Annotated in this window: 14 protein-coding genes; 6 read left to right on the top strand and 8 right to left on the bottom strand. The window is 57.3% G+C overall.

Annotated features, from left to right (window positions below; genetic code table 11):
• Positions 1-539: 539 nt before the first annotated feature.
• From WX88_RS29545 to WX88_RS17255, 5 genes are all read right to left on the bottom strand, one after another.
• Positions 540-1,493 (bottom strand): T9SS type A sorting domain-containing protein, encoded by a 954-nt coding sequence (locus WX88_RS29545; protein ID WP_082116116.1) that lies wholly within the window; start codon positions 1,491-1,493, stop codon positions 540-542.
• A 201-nt stretch (positions 1,494-1,694) separates the two neighbouring features.
• On the bottom strand, positions 1,695-2,654 hold the full coding sequence (locus WX88_RS17270) for a T9SS type A sorting domain-containing protein (RefSeq protein WP_046245635.1): 960 nt from the start codon (positions 2,652-2,654) through the stop codon (positions 1,695-1,697).
• Between the two features lie 570 nt (positions 2,655-3,224).
• Positions 3,225-4,169, bottom strand: a complete 945-nt coding sequence (locus tag WX88_RS17265) for a T9SS type A sorting domain-containing protein (protein ID WP_046245634.1) — start codon at positions 4,167-4,169, stop codon at positions 3,225-3,227.
• Positions 4,170-4,668: 499 nt separating this feature from the next.
• The gene (locus WX88_RS17260; protein WP_156176221.1) at positions 4,669-6,837 is read right to left on the bottom strand and encodes a M43 family zinc metalloprotease; all 2,169 of its coding nucleotides are present in this window, start codon (positions 6,835-6,837) and stop codon (positions 4,669-4,671) included.
• A gap of 348 nt (positions 6,838-7,185) precedes the next feature.
• Positions 7,186-7,632: a DUF2846 domain-containing protein gene (locus WX88_RS17255; RefSeq protein ID WP_046245632.1), complete on the bottom strand. Its 447-nt coding sequence runs from the start codon at positions 7,630-7,632 to the stop codon at positions 7,186-7,188.
• Positions 7,633-8,038: 406 nt separating this feature from the next.
• On the opposite strand from WX88_RS17255, the gene WX88_RS17250 reads away from it, so the two are divergent.
• Positions 8,039-9,346: a serine hydrolase gene (locus tag WX88_RS17250; RefSeq protein ID WP_082116115.1), complete on the top strand. Its 1,308-nt coding sequence runs from the start codon at positions 8,039-8,041 to the stop codon at positions 9,344-9,346.
• A 14-nt stretch (positions 9,347-9,360) separates the two neighbouring features.
• On the opposite strand, the gene WX88_RS17245 is transcribed toward WX88_RS17250, so the two are convergent.
• Positions 9,361-9,777, bottom strand: coding sequence for a thiol-disulfide oxidoreductase DCC family protein (locus tag WX88_RS17245; RefSeq protein WP_046245631.1), 417 nt, complete (start codon positions 9,775-9,777; stop codon positions 9,361-9,363).
• A 237-nt stretch (positions 9,778-10,014) separates the two neighbouring features.
• Here WX88_RS17245 and WX88_RS17240 point away from each other — a divergent pair, with 237 nt between their 5' ends.
• Positions 10,015-10,428, top strand: a complete 414-nt coding sequence (locus tag WX88_RS17240; protein ID WP_052732806.1) for a hypothetical protein — start codon at positions 10,015-10,017, stop codon at positions 10,426-10,428.
• Positions 10,429-10,643: 215 nt separating this feature from the next.
• Here WX88_RS17240 and WX88_RS17235 read toward each other — a convergent pair whose 3' ends face one another.
• A complete protein-coding gene (locus WX88_RS17235; RefSeq protein ID WP_156176220.1) occupies positions 10,644-11,030 on the bottom strand; it encodes a hypothetical protein in 387 nt (128 codons plus the stop codon).
• Positions 11,031-11,170: 140 nt separating this feature from the next.
• Between WX88_RS17235 and WX88_RS17230 the strand changes: the two genes are divergently transcribed.
• Both WX88_RS17230 and WX88_RS28870 read left to right on the top strand, forming a co-directional pair.
• Complete coding sequence (locus tag WX88_RS17230; protein WP_156176219.1) at positions 11,171-12,715, top strand: HTTM domain-containing protein; 1,545 nt, start codon at positions 11,171-11,173, stop codon at positions 12,713-12,715.
• A 116-nt stretch (positions 12,716-12,831) separates the two neighbouring features.
• Entirely contained in the window at positions 12,832-13,155 is a 324-nt protein-coding gene (locus WX88_RS28870; protein ID WP_197076824.1) for a hypothetical protein, read from the top strand.
• Positions 13,156-13,363: 208 nt separating this feature from the next.
• On the opposite strand, the gene WX88_RS17220 is transcribed toward WX88_RS28870, so the two are convergent.
• Positions 13,364-14,551, bottom strand: coding sequence for an esterase/lipase family protein (locus tag WX88_RS17220; protein ID WP_046245630.1), 1,188 nt, complete (start codon positions 14,549-14,551; stop codon positions 13,364-13,366).
• Positions 14,552-14,664: 113 nt separating this feature from the next.
• Between WX88_RS17220 and WX88_RS17215 the strand changes: the two genes are divergently transcribed.
• Positions 14,665-15,048 (top strand): hypothetical protein, encoded by a 384-nt coding sequence (locus WX88_RS17215; protein ID WP_046245629.1) that lies wholly within the window; start codon positions 14,665-14,667, stop codon positions 15,046-15,048.
• A gap of 176 nt (positions 15,049-15,224) precedes the next feature.
• On the top strand, positions 15,225-16,367 hold the full coding sequence (locus tag WX88_RS17210) for an MBL fold metallo-hydrolase (RefSeq protein WP_072053038.1): 1,143 nt from the start codon (positions 15,225-15,227) through the stop codon (positions 16,365-16,367).
• The last annotated feature ends 97 nt before the right edge of the window (positions 16,368-16,464 follow it).

Genomic DNA, 16,464 nt, shown 5'->3' with positions numbered 1-16,464 from the left:
AATGGTTGCCGTGCCCTGCCACATTCCCGTAGAGGTTGTATACAAAGCCCCACTCGTGCTACCGACGAATGCGCAACCAGTGCCCGGATGAAAGTCGCTCTGCTATCAAGGAGGCTGGAAAGAGGAAAGATAGCAGAAGCCTCAGTAAAGCAGAGAACGCCTCTCTCCCTGAACCGATGCAATTGGCGCTTCTTCCCCTATGAGTCTTGCCTACGGTCCGGTTGGATGAGTCCGATAAACGCTTCCACAAAATTCAAGTTCGGAATACGCGCAAGGGCATGAGTTTCGTATAAAGCGCATTGCCAGCCAGAACGCGGCCGTCGGTGGCGTGGCCCCGGTAACTTTCGGCGTCCTGCTGCTTACCTATACGAACCAAATTCAACCAAGCAGCAGGCCTCTTCATTCGTTCCGCTGGCCCCTTCAATCACTCAGCTCCGAAGAGTCGTTGCTGCCAGTTGCAGCAGTCAAGGCCTACCGTTCTAACAAAAAAGCCCCCGCTGCACAGGTGCAACGGGGGCGATATTGCTAAATGAGGTGACTTATCGGGTCAGCTTTCGGGTAACAACTCCTTGGTCGGTGAAGAGTTGGAGGGTGTACAGACCTATAGGCAAGTTGCTCAAATCAAGCGGGCGGTTCAGGGCCGCCCCACCCGGAGCGGTTTCGCGGCGCACCACGCGGCCGGTGGCATCGAGCACGGTGAGCGGGGCGGCCAACAGACCAGCCTGGGACGTGCTGAGCACGTAGCGGCCATCGGGGCTGGGGTTGGGTGAGACGCTGATGGCGGCAGCTACTTCCGTATTGCGCGTCGCGGTGACCGTGCCCGTGAAGGAAACATCGTCTATCCGAAGGGTGGTGCCGGGGGTGATGTTTCTGGCGAAGCCAGTGGCAAAGCCGATGGCTACCGAATCAGGGGACAGAGTCGGCGAATAATAGTTTAAGGGGACTGTAGCCAACGTGTAGGTCGATGCTAGGGTTCGAATATAAGAAAATCCCTCTGCCACCACTACAGCGTTGCCACCGACCCGGCGGGTGAGCAAGACCAGCACAGCCGCCGAATCAGCTACAGCTCCTGGACCACTGAGTTGATAATAGAACTGTAGATTCCTCGAGCGGGTTGTAAATGGCAGGCCTCCCGGAAGGTCAGCACTACCATGTTTCAACGAGCTACCCAACAGTAGGAAGCCCGGAAACGTAAAACTACCTATCCGTACCGTTTGAAGCTGGGCGGCAAAGGGTCCCGTACGAGCCGTCGTTGTCTTCGTGGTGGTTCCAGAGGTATTGGAAATCGGTTGTTGACCGTTACGGAAATAAACGAAGTGGTCGTCGTAAGTGAGCCAATTGGTGGGAGCTTCAACACCAGAGCTCACTGCGCTCGTTCGGGTAGCCCAGTTATCGAATGAGCCGTTGGGGATGGTTTGGGCCTGCGTCGGGGTAGTAGCGAGCAGACTGATACTGGCTGCAACAGCCAGTAGGGAACGTAAACATGTCGTCATAAGTAAAATGATGGTGAAAAAATGTGAATGGGTAATTGTTATGCTAATAAAGACGGGGGCTGAAAAGAGTAATTGAGGTCGAGAGGGTAAGCCAGACGGATGGTTACCGCGAATTTAAGAAAATAAGTGTCCTAAAGGTATTATTAATAAAAAGGCGCTCCAAGGAGCGCCTTTTTATTTTTGTAAAAAAGTTGAAAGAACTTACCGAGTCAGCTTTCGGGTAACGAATCCTTGGTTGGTGAAGAGCTGGAGGGTGTACAGACCTACGGGCAGGTCGCTCAAATCAAGCGCACGGGTGGCCAAGACGGCTCCACCCGGAGCTGCTTCGCGGCGCACCACGCGGCCGGTGGCATCGAGCACGGTGAGTGGGGAGGCCAGCAGGCCGGTTTGGGTAGTGTTAAGCACGTAGCGGCCATCGGGGCTGGGGTTGGGCGAGACGCTGATAGCGGCGGCCAGTGCGGCATTGCGGGTCGCGGTGACTGTGCCCGTGAAGGAAATATTGTCAACCAGCAGCGTGGTACCGGCTGTGGCAGTTTCGATATTGCCTGAGATAAATCCGATACGCACAGTATCCGGCTGGTCAGCAGAATTATACTGAAGAGGCAACGACAATGTCGTGTAGGTGGCAGACGGCTGGAGAGTCTCTTCTATTTCGGCAATTACCGTTACGTTGCCGTTCACTGTGCGAGTCAACTGAACAGATACGGTCGCATCATCAGCGAGTGCGTTGGGCCCGGTCAGTTGGTAGTCGAACTGGAACTGCGTCGGGCGGCTCGTGAATGGGAGTCCTCCTGGAATGTTATCGTCTGAAGCGGGGTCGGAATTAGGATTAATTCGGGTGCCCAATACTAGGACTGCGGGCACCGCAAAGGTTCCGGCCACAGTATTGACATTGGTTGTCTGCAACTGCGCAGCAAAAGAACCATTACTAACAGCTGTGCTTTTGGTGACATTGTTGACGTTCAGTCCTGGGATAGGAAACGGGAGCAAGAAAGGTAACACGTCATTTGTTACCAACCAGTTGACAGGCGTTTCGTTGCCATTGCGAACGGCCCAGTTATCAAGCGAGGCGTTGGGGACGGTTTGGGCTTGCGCCGGAGCAATAGCGAGCAAACTGATACCAGCTGCAACAGCCAGCAGGGAGCGAAAAATTGTCTTCATGAGTAAAAACAGGAGTAAAATGAAAAGGGGTAAAAAGAAAAGTGATTAGGAAATGATTTGCTCAATGAGGCCAAGAATGCTGGGAAGGTTGGCTGGGGGTAAAATTAAATTAAGGACACGACTAACAGTATATAAGTGCTGCATGATTTTATTTCGGCAGATAGCATGAAGGACGCTGGAAATATTGTTGCTGACGATGCCAGCCCTGGCGCAACCCCTTACTAGTTAGTTGGCTACGCCAGATGTTGCGACATGATACCACTGGCCCACACCAGAACACATTTAATTGGGCCGCCACTACCTTCAATTTCAATCACGGCGCTACCCACTCTCATTGCTTCGTCGCCCAATTCAATGAGTTCAAAACCAAGCAGTGCACCTTCAGTCGCTCAGTGAGAGGCTTTCTTATCGTAATCGAAAGAGATAGTCAGTTCTTTCAGCCTGCTACTCTATTGGTAATGCCCTCCTAACGAGTTGCGGCTACCAGTCATAGCAGCCCAAGCCCACCTTTCGAAAAAAGGCCCCCGCTGCATAGATGCAACGGGGGCGAAGGTAGTGCCAACCGGGGACTTATCGGGTCAGCTTTCGGGTAACGAGCCCTTGATTGGTGAAGAGCTGGATAGTGTACATACCCAGGGGCAGGCTGCTCAAATCAAGCGCACGGGTGGCCAGGGCCGCCCCATTAGGAGCGGTTTCACGGCGCACTACGCGGCCGGTGGCATCGAGCACGGTGAGCGGGGCGGCCAATAGACCGGCTTGGGACGTGCTGAGCACGTAGCGGCCATCGGGGCTGGGGTTGGGCGAAACGCTGATGGCGGCAGCTACTTCCGTATTGCGCGTCGCGGTGACTGTGCCCGTGAAGGAGACATCGTCTATCCGAAAGACAGTGCCGGAATTGATATTGTTGGCGAATCCGGAGCCAAAGCCGATACTTACCGAATCAGGAGTGAGTGTCGATAAATACTGCAAGGGCACTGTAGCTAGCGTATAGGTTGATGCCAAGGCGGGAATAAAATAAACGGCTTCTGCTATGACTACGGCGTTGCCACCAACCTGGCGGGTGAGCTGCACCTGCACACCTGCTGAATCGTTCACAGCTTGCGCACCACTAAGCTGGTAGTGAAACTGTAGGCTCGTGGGGCGGCTTGTGAATGGTAGGCCCCCTGGAATGTCAGCTCCACCTTTTAGTGAGTTGCCCAACAACAGAAGACCTGGAACCGAATCACCTCCTAGGTTCTGCGTTTGAAGCTGAGCGGCAAAGGGGCCTGTACGAGCCGTCGCTGTCTTTATGACGGTACCGATGCTAAAGGGTAACTGCTGTGATAATTGAGAACTAGCAATGTCGTCGGTGGTCAGCCAGTTCGTGGGGGCTTCAACACCAGGTAATACTGCGGTCGTTCGGGTCTGCCAGTTATCGAATGAGCCGTTGGGGATAGTTTGGGCCTGCGTCGGGGCAATAGCGAGCAGACTGATGCCAGCCACAACGGCTAGCAGGGAGCGAAAAATTGTCTTCATGAGTAAAAACGGGGGTAAAAAGAAAAGTGATTAGGGTTAAAGAATGATTTGCTCCGTAAAGCCGGAAATGTTAGTTGGAAATTTTGAATTTAGTTCAAATTATTGGTTGCCAGATGCTATTTATATAGGACCTCATTGTGGCGAGTGGCGTGAAGTTCATCGGCAATTCTAGCGTTGACCTAAGTCTTTACTATTCCTTGCATCAAATGTTGCGGCATGCCACTGCCAGTCTTAACTGCTGACCAGCCTAACAGAAAGATACCATCTTGTTCTATCTGCATCTGGGGCTATTTGGCCTACTCACCATCTATCATTTCGGTAAAAGGTGAAGTAGCGCTGCTACTCCAACCATACTAATAAACTAGTTAGCGCATAGCGGCAACTGCGCAACTTGATACTAATAAGTAGGGCTGTAAAGCGACTGCTAATAAGAAAGGATACGTTACGGATTGTAGTGACCTTTTAGCAGTCTGTAGGGGAGAAAATAATCCTAATGAAGTTATCTCACCGTTAATTTACTGGTAAAAATTTCCCCATTGAGCCCGATGTGCATCACGTACACGCCGGCTTTTAGGGGTTGGCCAGCAGTTGGTAGAGGCAAGGTCTGGGCACCCACACCATACGTTTTAGCCGGCAGCGCGAGCACCTCGCGGCCGAGCATGTCGGTGAGGTGCACCCGCACTTGGGTGGTAGCAGTCAAGTTGAGATGCACGGCGGTTTCGTTGGTGAGCGGGTTGGGATAGACGCTGATGCCGTGGCGGGTTAGGGCAGTAGTTGTGGTTGCCACGGGGCTCGTCACGCGTAGGTCATCCAGGAAGAAGTCATTATCCGAAGTGAAACCGCTAAACATTTCCACGCGAACCTTGAATATGCTGCTGCCCTGGTACAGCGCAGGAATAGGCACTATCAGGGTTTGCCAGTCGGAGGGAGCAGTGGGCGTGTAGCCGTCGATTGGCGTGAGCCCTTGGGTGCTAAGAGCCGCTGCCCGCAATATTAGCGGGGACGACCAATTGATGCCGCAATCGTTGCTGAAGGAGATGCGCAGTCGGCCATCGCTGGCGGCCGTGCGCAGCGCGTAGGCGCGGGCAAAGCTGAGCACTGCGGGGCCGGTCAAGTCCGCCAGATTGATATTAGGAGTGATAAGCCGGGTGATAACAGTGGCTGGTTGCAGGCGATTGTTCACGACGAGGTAGGCACTGCCATCCGCGGCGGGAAAGGTGGTTTGCCGCTGCCAGCGGAACGGTGCCGGCCCAGAAATGGTCTCTCCCGACAACTCATAATTGCGCAGCGTCGGTGCGGGGAACAGGTCGGGGAAGTTGGGATCTTCAAACGACTGCCTGAATGGCGCCGTTTCGCCCCCCGTCGGGCCATCTACCCGAATGGTGGTGGTGGCCGAGCTACTCCCGAAGCTGTTACTCACGGTTTCGGTTACGGTATAAAACCCAGCGGTAGCATAAGCCACAGTCGCAGTAGGGCCGGTGGCCGTGGCGGGGGTGCCACCTGGGAACGACCAGGCGTGCGTGAGTACCCCGCCCGCGGCCGTGAAATTTGAAGAGTAGTCGCGCAAGGTCACGGGCGTGTTCACGCACACATTATCGCTAGAGCCCGGAGCCAGGAAGAAGGCCGCAATTGGGGCGCAGCCGGGCGCCACGTAGCCGTCATTAGTGCCGGTAGCCACCAGATTAGCTTGGCTAACAAGCACGGGCCGGACAGCCGTAAGTACATTACGCATCAGCGTTTTTTGACCCTCAGTAAACATGGTCGGGCACCCGGAGTAGTCCATGTAGTTTTGCACGTTGGCAATGGCACCGCATGGGGCATAAGCCAGGTTGCAGGTGAAGGTACCGTTGGTGGCAGGGGTGTCGGCCACGTTATCGGTATCGCCGCAGTAGCCTGGTACTTCCGGGTTGTTATTAGGCCCCCAGGTATGTTGCAGGCCAAAATAGTGGCCAATTTCATGGGTGCTAGTCCGGGGCTGAGACAGTGAAGGATTAATGGTGTTTTGGTCGTCAAACCGGTCGTTGCGTATGGTAAAGCCGTCGCGCGGATTGGTCGGGTTCACGGGCGGGGCTACGTAGCCCGCAAGAGCATCGAATGGCCCGATGGTGCTCACCACCCAAATGTTCAAGTAGCGGACGGGGTCCCAGGTAGACAAGGCCTGTACCGTGCCCGATAAGTCGTCGTGCACGAGCGTGGGGGCGTAGTGACGGGTAATGCCGGTAGTACAATTGCCGTTAGGGTCCTTCTTGGCCAATCGAAACTGGAAACCTACCGAAGCCGCAATGGGCTGAAACAGCGGAATGGTCTGGGAGGCATCGGTATTTAGTTTCTGAAAATCGGCGTTGAGTTGGCCGATAGCCCTATCGACTTGCTGGTCGCTAATGTTGTCGGCCCTACCGGCATGGATGATGTGTACTACGACCGGAATGGTCACGTCGGGAGCGGCGGCCGGGCCACGCTGCTCAAGCGAGGGCATGGCCTTCAGCCGCTGGTAGAGTGCCTGTTCGGCCGCACGGGCGCCCGGATGCGCCGTGAAGTAGCGCTCCCGCTCGGCCGTCGTACCACACCACTCGCGGTTGCCTTTATCGAGTTGGCCTTGCGCGTTAGCCCCTAAGGCGGTCAGGGTGAGAGCAGCAATTAACAGTGAGGAATAGAAGTTTTTTAACATGAAAACTGGTGGAAGAAAGCAGAAATAGGTTGTTGGAGTTGTGTAGCCACTGAGGATGGTAATGCCGGAAGGGTTGGTTGGGGTGGTGAAGAAGTAGGTCAAGCTAATGATTGCCAGTCTATAAATCTTGCAAACGAGCGAATTGACAAGCTAAGCAATTAAATGGCTGCTTATTAATGCTCTGGCAGAAGTAGAGTGCACGACTTGCTTGATCAGAAAGGAAATCCTTTCTGATCAAGCAAGTAAGGGGTTTCAATATCAGGGAAGTACGGCTTAGCGTTTACTTCCGCTACTTTGTAGGAAGAACCCCTCCATACTTCGTCTCCTGAGAGAGTCCCTAATTAGTTCTTACTTGTCATCCTGTTGACATCTGTCAACCGTGAGCTTGGCAATATCGGGCTTGGCAATATTTTCGGCCACTTCCGAGAGCTCAAGGCTTGAGTGAACAAGGCCCGTTTTCAACTTGCCGCGCACGTAATAAGTGTGACCGGCCTCGACCGGCAATTTCAAAGCGGTTTCAAATTTAAGGACTTCTATCCCACCGCTTTGAGCTATAATATCTAGCGTTCCCGGACTGGCTTTGTATTCAATGTATCGCTTATTGCTGAGTTTGCAAACCTTCACCCCATTGATATAAATAGTGTGATTAAGAGGGGCCCCTCTATACCGGCCATTTCGGTAGATGTACACAGTTGCAACGTTATCGGGGGGTGGGACAGCAGGTTGAAAGGCGGTACTTGTGAGGAGTAAGCCTACGGTCAGGAAATGGTTAACAGCAGTTTTCACAGATTTCATTAAAAAGTGAGTGAGGATTTTGGTGGCTAGATTAAGTAAAAAGCCCGCTTTAGGAGTTCTTCAACCCCAGTTAGCACGGGGCCATTGCAGGCATGAGGGCGCCACAGAACAAAGGGTTGTATGGTGGGGTAAATTTCTCCGGCTAGCTTGCCTGACCAAGTGGCTTAGCCAGTTGGCAGGCGAAGCCACCCGGCAAAGTGGGGCTTTTTACAAACTTACAAACAAGCGGATTGACGCGCTGAGCAACCAAATCATTGATTATTAGCACCATAATAGAGATAAGGGCTAGGACTTGCTCAGCTCAGAAAGGAAATTCTTTTTGGATTAAGGAACCAGATGTTTGCTTGATTGCCTGGAATTGCCTTCTTACGGCTGTTTTGGAGCGGTCCTTTCTAATAAATTGTGAATGAAGCTCTTAATGTATCAATCCGCCATTTACAACAATAAGCCCTATTACCGCATGGCCTCATTGCAGCGAATGATGTGGAGGACGCTGGCACTTCTGGTGTTGCTGGCGCGGCCGGCACCCGGTGCGGCGCAAGTATTCGGCAACCCGCTGCGCCACCTGTTGCGTCATGATACCACCGGCCTGCGCCGGGTGCTGGCGCACCCCGGTGCCTACCGCCTCCAGATTCTATACACGCGTATCCGCCGCGACGCGGCGGGCCAGCCGCATTTTCGGCGCTATGGCTATCGGCTGCGGCCCCGGGAGTACTTCTACCCGGCCAGCGCCGTGAAGCTGGCTGGTGCGGCGTTAGCCTTGGAAGAACTACGAGCCCTGAATGCGCAAATCCCGGCCCTAACCGCTGAATCGGTGATGCTGACGGACTCGGCCTTTGCGGGGCAGACCCGGGTACGGCGGGATACTTCCTCGGCTACCAGACGGCCCAGCGTAGCCAATTACGTGCGCAAGGCTTTGCTTGTGAGTGACAATGATGCCTTCAACCGGCTCTACGAGTTGGTAGGGCCGGCAGAACTGAACGCGGGCCTGCGCCGGCTGGGCTTGCATGATAGCCGCCTGCTGCACCGCCTGGCCGTGGGCGACCAGGAGCCTGCTAGTCGGCACACCAACCCGGTGGCTTTCTACGCCGATACGGCGGCCACGCAGCGGCTATACGAGCAGCCCGCTGCATTTTACGGCGGGCCGTGGCCCCGGCTGCGGCTACGCGACGAAAGCATCGGGCAGGCCCACCTGCAAGGCTCCCAAGTGGTGCCCAGGCCATTGGATTTCAGCCAGAAAAACGCCTTTTCGCTGCCCGACTTGCAGCGCCTGCTGCAAGCCGTATTATTTCCTGAAACCGTGCCGCCGGCCCGCCGCCTGCGCTTGGACCCGGCCGACTATGCGCTGCTGCGGGAGGCGCTGTCGCAGCTACCCCGCGAAAGCCCGCACCCGCGCTACGACGCCGGGCATTACCCGGATACCTACGCTAAGTTTTTGCTGGGTGGTGGCGGCATTGCCCCACTGCCGCCGGGAGTGCGCGTGTATAATAAGATTGGCCAGGCCTACGGCTTTCTTATCGATAATGCTTACATCGTGGATGCCGATAAGGGTGTCGAATTTCTGCTCAGCGCCGTGCTGTATGTGAATGCCGATGGGATACTGAATGATGACAAATACGAGTACGACACCATCGGTTTCCCCTTTATGCGGGACTTGGGCCGGCGGGTGTACGAGGCTGAATGCCGCCGGGCCCGACCCTCAACAACCAAATGAGCAGGAACAGGGTGCTATAAAAAACGCGCTTTTAGGGCCGGGGTGGGCAGCATGCAGCTTTCCTGGCGCCCAAACCAGCGGTAGCGGTGGCGGGCCACAAAGCGATATAAGGCATCGCGCCAGGGACGGGGCAGCACCCAGCCCACGCCCGCTAGGCGCCACACGCCCCCCAACTGGCCGGCAATGCGCAGCACCGCCGTGGAGTGCGAATACAACTGCCCACTGCTTAGCAGCAGTACCGATTCGGGCTCAGTGGGCAGGGTGGCGGGCACGATGCCCCGCTCGGTGAGCAGGCGTTGGGCGGCTTCGCTTTGCAGGGCGGCGAAGTGGAAATGGCCCTGGGGGTCGTGGCGAATGACAAATTGCACGAAGCCGTTGCAGAGGTTGCATACGCCATCGAAAAGAATGGTGTCGGGAGCAGAATGGGGCATATAAAGAGGACGGCGCGGGCAGCCGCCCGGCAGAAGCACTAACGCGGAGCCAAGCAGCAGGTTCAGCAGTGGGGCAGCAGGCGCAGCAGTTGGCGCGGCTGAATTGCTTGAGCATCAGTGGCAGCAGCCGGTCTTGCGCTGGCTACTACGTAGTTATATCGAAAAAAATACGGGTTTTTCCAACCGTAACTCATTGCCGGATGGCCGTATAGCTAGCCAAACCAACCTTTCATAACGATGTTTACCAAAAAATCTCCAGCATTCTTGGCCACGCTAGTGCTAGGCACCGCGCTATTGGGCGCTTGTGAATCCAAAAACAATTCGGGTGGCGGCGACGCCGGCAGCTCGGGCGCTTCGGGCACCGAATCCAGCATGAGCACTGACTCGGCTAGCGGCGGTTCGGGCAGCATGAGCGGCTCGGGCTCAGCAGGAGGTGCCTCCGATGCCAGCACTTCGGGTGCGGCTGGTGGCGGCTCTACGGCTGGCGGTGCAGGCTCAACCAGTGGCTCTGGCGATACAGGCGGCAGCACTGCCGGTGCAGGTGGTGCGGGTGGCAGCACCTCCGGTGCGGGCAGTGCGGGCGGTAGCACCGACGGCTCGACAGGTGGTAGCACTGCTGGCTCTACCAGCGGCAGCACGGGCGGTCAATAGTCGCTGCGCCAGCCGACTTTTGGCTTCTACCTCTTCCCTACATTCCTTTCCACTACTTCTTTCTGAGCTATGAAAAAGCACATTTTAATGCCGCCATGGGCACTCGCCATCGGGGCAATGGCCTTAGTTCTCGACCTTGGCCTGACGACTCAACCCAGCTCAGCCGCCGCTTTAACGGCTGTTCCTGGCCGCCCAATCTGGGGCGCTAAAGATGGTCAGGGCACCACTAGCGGCTCTACGGCGGGTAGTACTTCGGGTTCTACCAGCGGTGCTTCGGGGGCGCGGTCCGCAGCTAGCACGGCTGGTTCTACCAGCGGTTCTACTGCCGGTACCACCGCTGGCTCAACCGGTAGCAATACCTCCGGCTCGACGGGCGGTAGCACCAGTAGCTCGACGGGTTCTACCACCGGCGGCAGTACCTCAGGCAGCAGCGGCTCCACTGCGGGCAGCAGCACGTCGGGGCGGACGCATAGCAGCGACCACACGTCGGGCTCATCGACCAGCGGCAGCTCAAAAGATAGTGGCTCGAAAGGTAGCGGTTCAAAAAGCGGACATTCTAAAGGCGGCAGTACCTCAAGCAGCAGCACTTCGGGTGGCAGCACAGCGGGTAGCACCAGCGGCTCGACGACGCGCTAATTAGTAGCAATTGTTTTTTTTCGCAAGGCGAAAAGGCGGGTCATACGTATGACTGCCTTTTCGCCTTGTTGATATTATACCGGTGCCAACCGGATTTACGCTTTTTATGGTAGAAGACAATACGGGGTTTTGGAGTGTGCTGCGGCGGCCGTTTGTGCTCGATTTGCGGGCGTTGGCGCTGCTGCGCATGGCCACGGCGGCGGTGGTTCTGGTTGATTTAGCCATTCGCAGCACCGATTTGGAAGCCCTTTATGCTAACATGGGTGTGCTCCCAATGTCGGCGATATTTGAGCACGGCTGGACGCCCTATCAGTTTTCGCTGCATGCTGCCAGTGGGCTGTGGCAGGCACAGGCCGTCCTGTTTCTCATGGCTGCCGTTCTGGCTGGGGCTTTGCTGCTGGGCTACCACACCCGGCTAGCCACGGTAGCTTCCTGGGTCATGCTTGTGTCGTTGCAAAACCGCAACACCCTCATTGGGCAGGGGGGCGACGACCTGCTGCGGATGCTGCTGTTCTGGGGGATTTTTCTGCCCTGGGGCCGGGTATGGTCCTGGGATGCCCGCGCGCGGCCCGCCCCGGTGCGCTACGATTATTTCAGCGCCGCCACCGTGGCCTACGTGGTGCAGCTGGCCCTGCTGTACTGGTGTACTGCCCTGCTCAAAAACGGCGCCGAATGGACCCGCGAGGGCACCGCGCTCTACTACGCCTTCAGCCTCGACCAGGTACTACTGCCCGGCGGGCGGCTGCTCTACCCGTACCCGGAGCTGTTGCGTTTCCTCACCTTTGGGGCCTATTTCATCGAGTTGCTGCTGCCGTTCGCACTATTTATTCCGGTGGGGGTGACGTGGTGGCGGCTGCTCGTGGTGGGGGTGCTGTTTGGGTTTCACGTCGGCATCAGCCTCACGCTGTACGTGGGCATTTTCTTCCTCGTAAACTGGGCTTCTATCCTTGGCCTGCTGCCCACCCGCGCCCTCGATTGGCTTACGCTACGGCTGGCCCCGCAGGCGGCGCGGGCCCAGCGCTGGCGACCCCGCCTGCCGGCCTGGCAAGTGCCGTGGCGGGTGCGCCTCGAGCGCACCCGCGAGCCCTCGGTTGGCAGCCGGCAGCTATTACGGTCCGTGCGCGAAACCTTTGTGGCCCTGGTTCTGGTCTACATCTGCCTTTGGAATGTTGACGATTTAGCCGTGCTGCGCCCAGCCGGCAAGGTGATGTCGGAGCCAATGCGCTGGTTCGGCTACTTGTTTCGGGTCGACCAGCACTGGGGCATGTTTGCCCCCACCGTGTTTAAAGACGATGGCTGGTACATCTTCGAAGGTACCACTGCCGATGGCCGGCGGCTCGACCTGAACCGTGGTGGTGCGCCGGTCACGTATGCCAAGCCGGCCTCAGTCGTCGCCCTGTTCAAAAACGACCGGTGGCGCAAGTATTCCGAAAACTACCTCTTTGTGAACAACGCCTGGATGCGGCCTTACTACTGCAACTATCTGCTGCGCGTCTGGCACGAAAATTCGGCCCATCCACCCCTGCGCCACCTCGCGGTGGTGTACATGAAAGAGGTGTCGCTGCCGGATTATAAGGTGTCGACTCCGGTGCGTGAAGTGCTATGTGAATGCGAGTTGCCAGCCATAAAACCAGCCATAACGAAGGAATAAGGGTAGGAAATAAGTATTTATCGCTTCTAAATAAGTATAAATACCTGCGCATAACACTCGTATAGCCATGGAGCCAAAGGCTGTAATCAGTATCATTTTCATTTTTTCATTACCCTATGAAACGCAACCTGCTTTCTGGGCTGACCGGTGCCGTTCTGTGCTCGTCGCTCATCTTCTTTAGTGCCTGCACTGCATCCGAAAACGCTGGCTCTGGCTCTACCGGCGGCTCTACGTCGGGCACCACTTCTGGTTCGACCGCAGGCTCTACATCCGGTAGCTCCACTTATGGCAGCACGTCGGGCACCACATCGGGTAGTACTACTGGCACTACTACCGGCACAACTTCCGGTACTACTAGCGGCACCACCACTACTGGCACAACCTCCGGCACCTCTACGTCGGGCACAACTTCCGGTACCACTGCTGGCACCACCACCTGATCTAGCAATTGCTAGCATCACCAAAGGCCATGCTCTTAACTGGGTATGGCCTTTTTGTTGTTGAAGCCGCGGCGCCTCACGAGCCTCCTACGGGTCATGCCCTATTGGGTACAACACCGGTTTGCTTCATACGCGCAGCCAAGAGGAGCCTGACAAGAGCGGAATAATCTACAATCTGTGCGAGAGCTAATAGCCAATAATTTACTGTTCAAGCCCAGTGCTTCAGGTACTGAAACACTTCAGGGTGGGTGAGGAGGCCGCCGTGGTGCTGCTGGCTAAACACGGCGGTGCGCACGCTGGCTCCAGCGGGTAGGGTGGCCTCGTCGCCAAAGGTGGCGTGGCCACGGGCGCTGCCTTGGCCCACTAAGCCATCGCCGAAATATTCGCGCAGGGCGACGGGCCGGCTCGTGCGCAGCCACGCGCCTATCAGGATGTGATAGCGCACGCCGGGTAGCGGCGGCACGGGCGTGCGCGGAGGCGTCAGGTCGTTGGCGTGAGCGTCCTGCCAGTCCTCATCCACCAGAATAGAGTAGCGCAAATCCTTGATGCCATTGCTGCGCTGGTTAAGCGCCTTGCTCAGAAAGCGGGTGGGAAACAGGTTGATGCGGTTCAGCAGCCGGGCCGTGAGGTGCGAGTTTTGTTCCAGCCAGGAGCCGTCGTTGGGCGTGCCAAGCAGAAAAACAGACCGCAGGTGGGCCAGCCAAGAGGTGGACGTTGCACTTAGTGAAGAATGAGGAATGAAGAATGGAGAGTTAGCGGATGCGCTGTTTGGCAATTCCTCACCAAGCGCAGGCGCGGCACCTTCCCTTTCTCCCAACTCCTCCCTAAGCCTGGCGTCAAGCGCGGCGTAATACCCGGCTGAGCGGATGATTAGCCCGCCCATGCTGTGGCCTACCAGGACCAACTCGCCGATGGCATCGGGGTAGGTGATGACCAGCTCGGTGAGCAGGCGGCTCAACTCCCGGCCGTTTTCGGAGAGGTGCAGGCCCGAGTTGAAGCGCACGTAGAGGGCGCGGATGTTGGCTTCTTCGGCCAGGCGCGGGCCGTAGCGCCGGCTGCCGGGCGCATCCTGGAAGCCGGTTTGCCAGATAAGCTCATCGCCCATGAGACCGTGAATGAACACCACGGTTTTCTGGTGCGGCTCGCTGAGCCGCAGGTCGGCCACGGCCACGTCGTGCCCGCCCCGGCGGAAACTCATGCGGATGGCACGCGGGTCGTAGCGGGCAGCCAGCTGGTCGCCGAGGGCCCCATTTAGCACCGGCAGAAAGAAATGCTGGTGGGCCTTGCCCGACCGCACGAGGTAGCCCGCGCCGCGCACGGGCAGCAGTGCCGCCCGCCCCACGGCCCCGAGGGCGCGGCGAAAACGGGAAGGCTGATTGGCGTCAGAATCGGGCATGAGCGGCGAGGCAAGGTGGGAGTAAACCCCTAAAGTAGCGCCGTAATGGTTATTGCGTTGGCCTTCCGCTCGGAATCAACGTACTTTGCATTACCAATCCCAAGCACTACTTCATGAAGCTTTCTTCCCGTTCCGTCCTGGCCTTGTTGCTGGGCACCGCTCTGGCGGCCTCGGTTTCGTCCTGCGACTATCGTTGGAGCCCCGGTAAAAATCCACAATACCAGAATAGTTTCGTTAATCCGCCCCCCGGCTGGCGCAACTATGACGTGAACCGCGACAGCATCAATTACCAGCAGCGGGCCCCGGAGCCGGGTGGCGTGGGCTCGGCCGCGGCCATCGCAAAAGGCACCGTACAGGACCAAATCAACTCGGCTCCCGCGGGCAAAAGCACCGCGTCGCCCCAGGCCCCGAGTGGCACCATGACCAGCACCGACAAGTCGACCAACGGTGTAGGCAACACCAACGACCAGTCGCAGCCCAAGTCGCAGCCGCAGTAATTTTCCCAGTGAAGCCAAAAAGCCCGCTGCCAACCCGGCAGCGGGCTTTTTGCGTTCCGGCAAAGCACGGCCGTATGGCATCGGTAGCCTCAACCGTGCGAAAAAAGGCCAACCCCCGGCCCGCTAACTACCGTAGTACTCCCGACCTTTTACGCTTTCATCCTATCATCTTACGTATGCTTTCGAACGAAGCCACCCGTGCCAATACGCCAGCCTTCACTACCGTAGTGCCCGGCCTGAGCGTGCTGCGCGACGTATTTGTCAATCTTTATTACGCTTTCCCGCAAGACCAGCCCCGGGGCCCCTGGGTGCTCATCGATGCAGGCCTGCCGGGTTCGGCTGATAAGATTAAGAAGCAAGCCGAGGAGCTGTTTGGCGCCGACACGCCACCCACGGCCATTCTGCTCACTCATGGTCATTTCGACCACGTAGGGGCCTTGCACGGTCTGCTCGAAGCCTGGCCTAACGTGCCAGTGTATGCGCACCAGCTGGAGCTGCCTTATCTCACCGGTCGCTCCAGCTACCCGCCACCCGACCCCACCGTGGGCGGCGGCCTGATGTCCTACCTGTCGTTCGTTTATCCCAAACACCCCTATAATTTTGGTGCGCGGGTGGAAGCCCTGCCTGCCGATGGCAGCGTGCCCGGCCTGCCCGGCTGGCGCTGGGTGCCCACGCCGGGCCATACGTTCGGGCACGTGTCGTTCTTTCGCGAGCATGACAAAGTGCTGATAGCCGGCGATGCCTTCACCACCGTTTTCGCTGAATCGGGCCTCGCCACTTACACGCAAAAGCAGGAAGTACACGGTCCTCCGGCCTACTTCACTGCCGACTGGGATGCTGCCCGCGCCTCCGTGGAGCTGCTCACGCGCTTGGAGCCCGAGGTGGCTGCCACCGGCCACGGCATCCCCATGCATGGCAATGAGCTACGCCATCAGCTGGCCGATTTTGTCACCCGGTTCGACGCCGTGAGCCGCCCCAAAGCCGGCCGCTATGTGCCGCTGCCTGCCACCGCCGATGGCGTGCGCATCCTGCCACCACCCGTGGTGAAGCCCTGGCTGGCAGCCTTGGCCATAGCCGGGGTAGCCATCGGAGCCGTGGCCCTGACTTTAGCCGGGAAAAAAGCTAGAAAAAAGAAAGGGAAGAAGCGCAAGGGCAGTAAGAACTATACTTCTATCAGTAAGACGGGCAGTAGAAGGGGAGACCAACCTTACCGCGCCTGGTACCGCGACGACCCCGCTCAGCCAAGCGCGGCCAGCCCTACTGCCGACCAGCGGTACTCCGACTCCTGGAGCCGCAAGATTGAAACGCAGTATCCGTAGCTAAAGCTAAGCGTATCAGAATGGTCATGCTGAGCGGAGCCGAAGATCTTCTTCTGACGATTGGTTCACTATTGCACGCGTGATGCTTCGGCTCCAC

The organism is Hymenobacter terrenus, from assembly GCF_000972495.1.
GTDB classification, from domain to species: domain Bacteria; phylum Bacteroidota; class Bacteroidia; order Cytophagales; family Hymenobacteraceae; genus Hymenobacter; species Hymenobacter terrenus.
Note: the sequence above shows the minus strand (reverse complement) of the source record. Positions and strands in the feature narration are given on the sequence as shown.

Coding starts and splice junctions, on each gene's coding strand:
- WX88_RS29545 (WP_082116116.1), bottom strand. CDS start 1,493: ATGACGACATGTTTACGTTCCCTACTGGCTGTTGCAGCCAGTATCAGT.
- WX88_RS17270 (WP_046245635.1), bottom strand. CDS start 2,654: ATGAAGACAATTTTTCGCTCCCTGCTGGCTGTTGCAGCTGGTATCAGT.
- WX88_RS17265 (WP_046245634.1), bottom strand. CDS start 4,169: ATGAAGACAATTTTTCGCTCCCTGCTAGCCGTTGTGGCTGGCATCAGT.
- WX88_RS17260 (WP_156176221.1), bottom strand. CDS start 6,837: ATGTTAAAAAACTTCTATTCCTCACTGTTAATTGCTGCTCTCACCCTG.
- WX88_RS17255 (WP_046245632.1), bottom strand. CDS start 7,632: ATGAAATCTGTGAAAACTGCTGTTAACCATTTCCTGACCGTAGGCTTA.
- WX88_RS17250 (WP_082116115.1), top strand. CDS start 8,039: ATGAAGCTCTTAATGTATCAATCCGCCATTTACAACAATAAGCCCTAT.
- WX88_RS17245 (WP_046245631.1), bottom strand. CDS start 9,777: ATGCCCCATTCTGCTCCCGACACCATTCTTTTCGATGGCGTATGCAAC.
- WX88_RS17240 (WP_052732806.1), top strand. CDS start 10,015: ATGTTTACCAAAAAATCTCCAGCATTCTTGGCCACGCTAGTGCTAGGC.
- WX88_RS17230 (WP_156176219.1), top strand. CDS start 11,171: ATGGTAGAAGACAATACGGGGTTTTGGAGTGTGCTGCGGCGGCCGTTT.
- WX88_RS28870 (WP_197076824.1), top strand. CDS start 12,832: ATGAAACGCAACCTGCTTTCTGGGCTGACCGGTGCCGTTCTGTGCTCG.
- WX88_RS17220 (WP_046245630.1), bottom strand. CDS start 14,551: ATGCCCGATTCTGACGCCAATCAGCCTTCCCGTTTTCGCCGCGCCCTC.
- WX88_RS17215 (WP_046245629.1), top strand. CDS start 14,665: ATGAAGCTTTCTTCCCGTTCCGTCCTGGCCTTGTTGCTGGGCACCGCT.
- WX88_RS17210 (WP_072053038.1), top strand. CDS start 15,225: ATGCTTTCGAACGAAGCCACCCGTGCCAATACGCCAGCCTTCACTACC.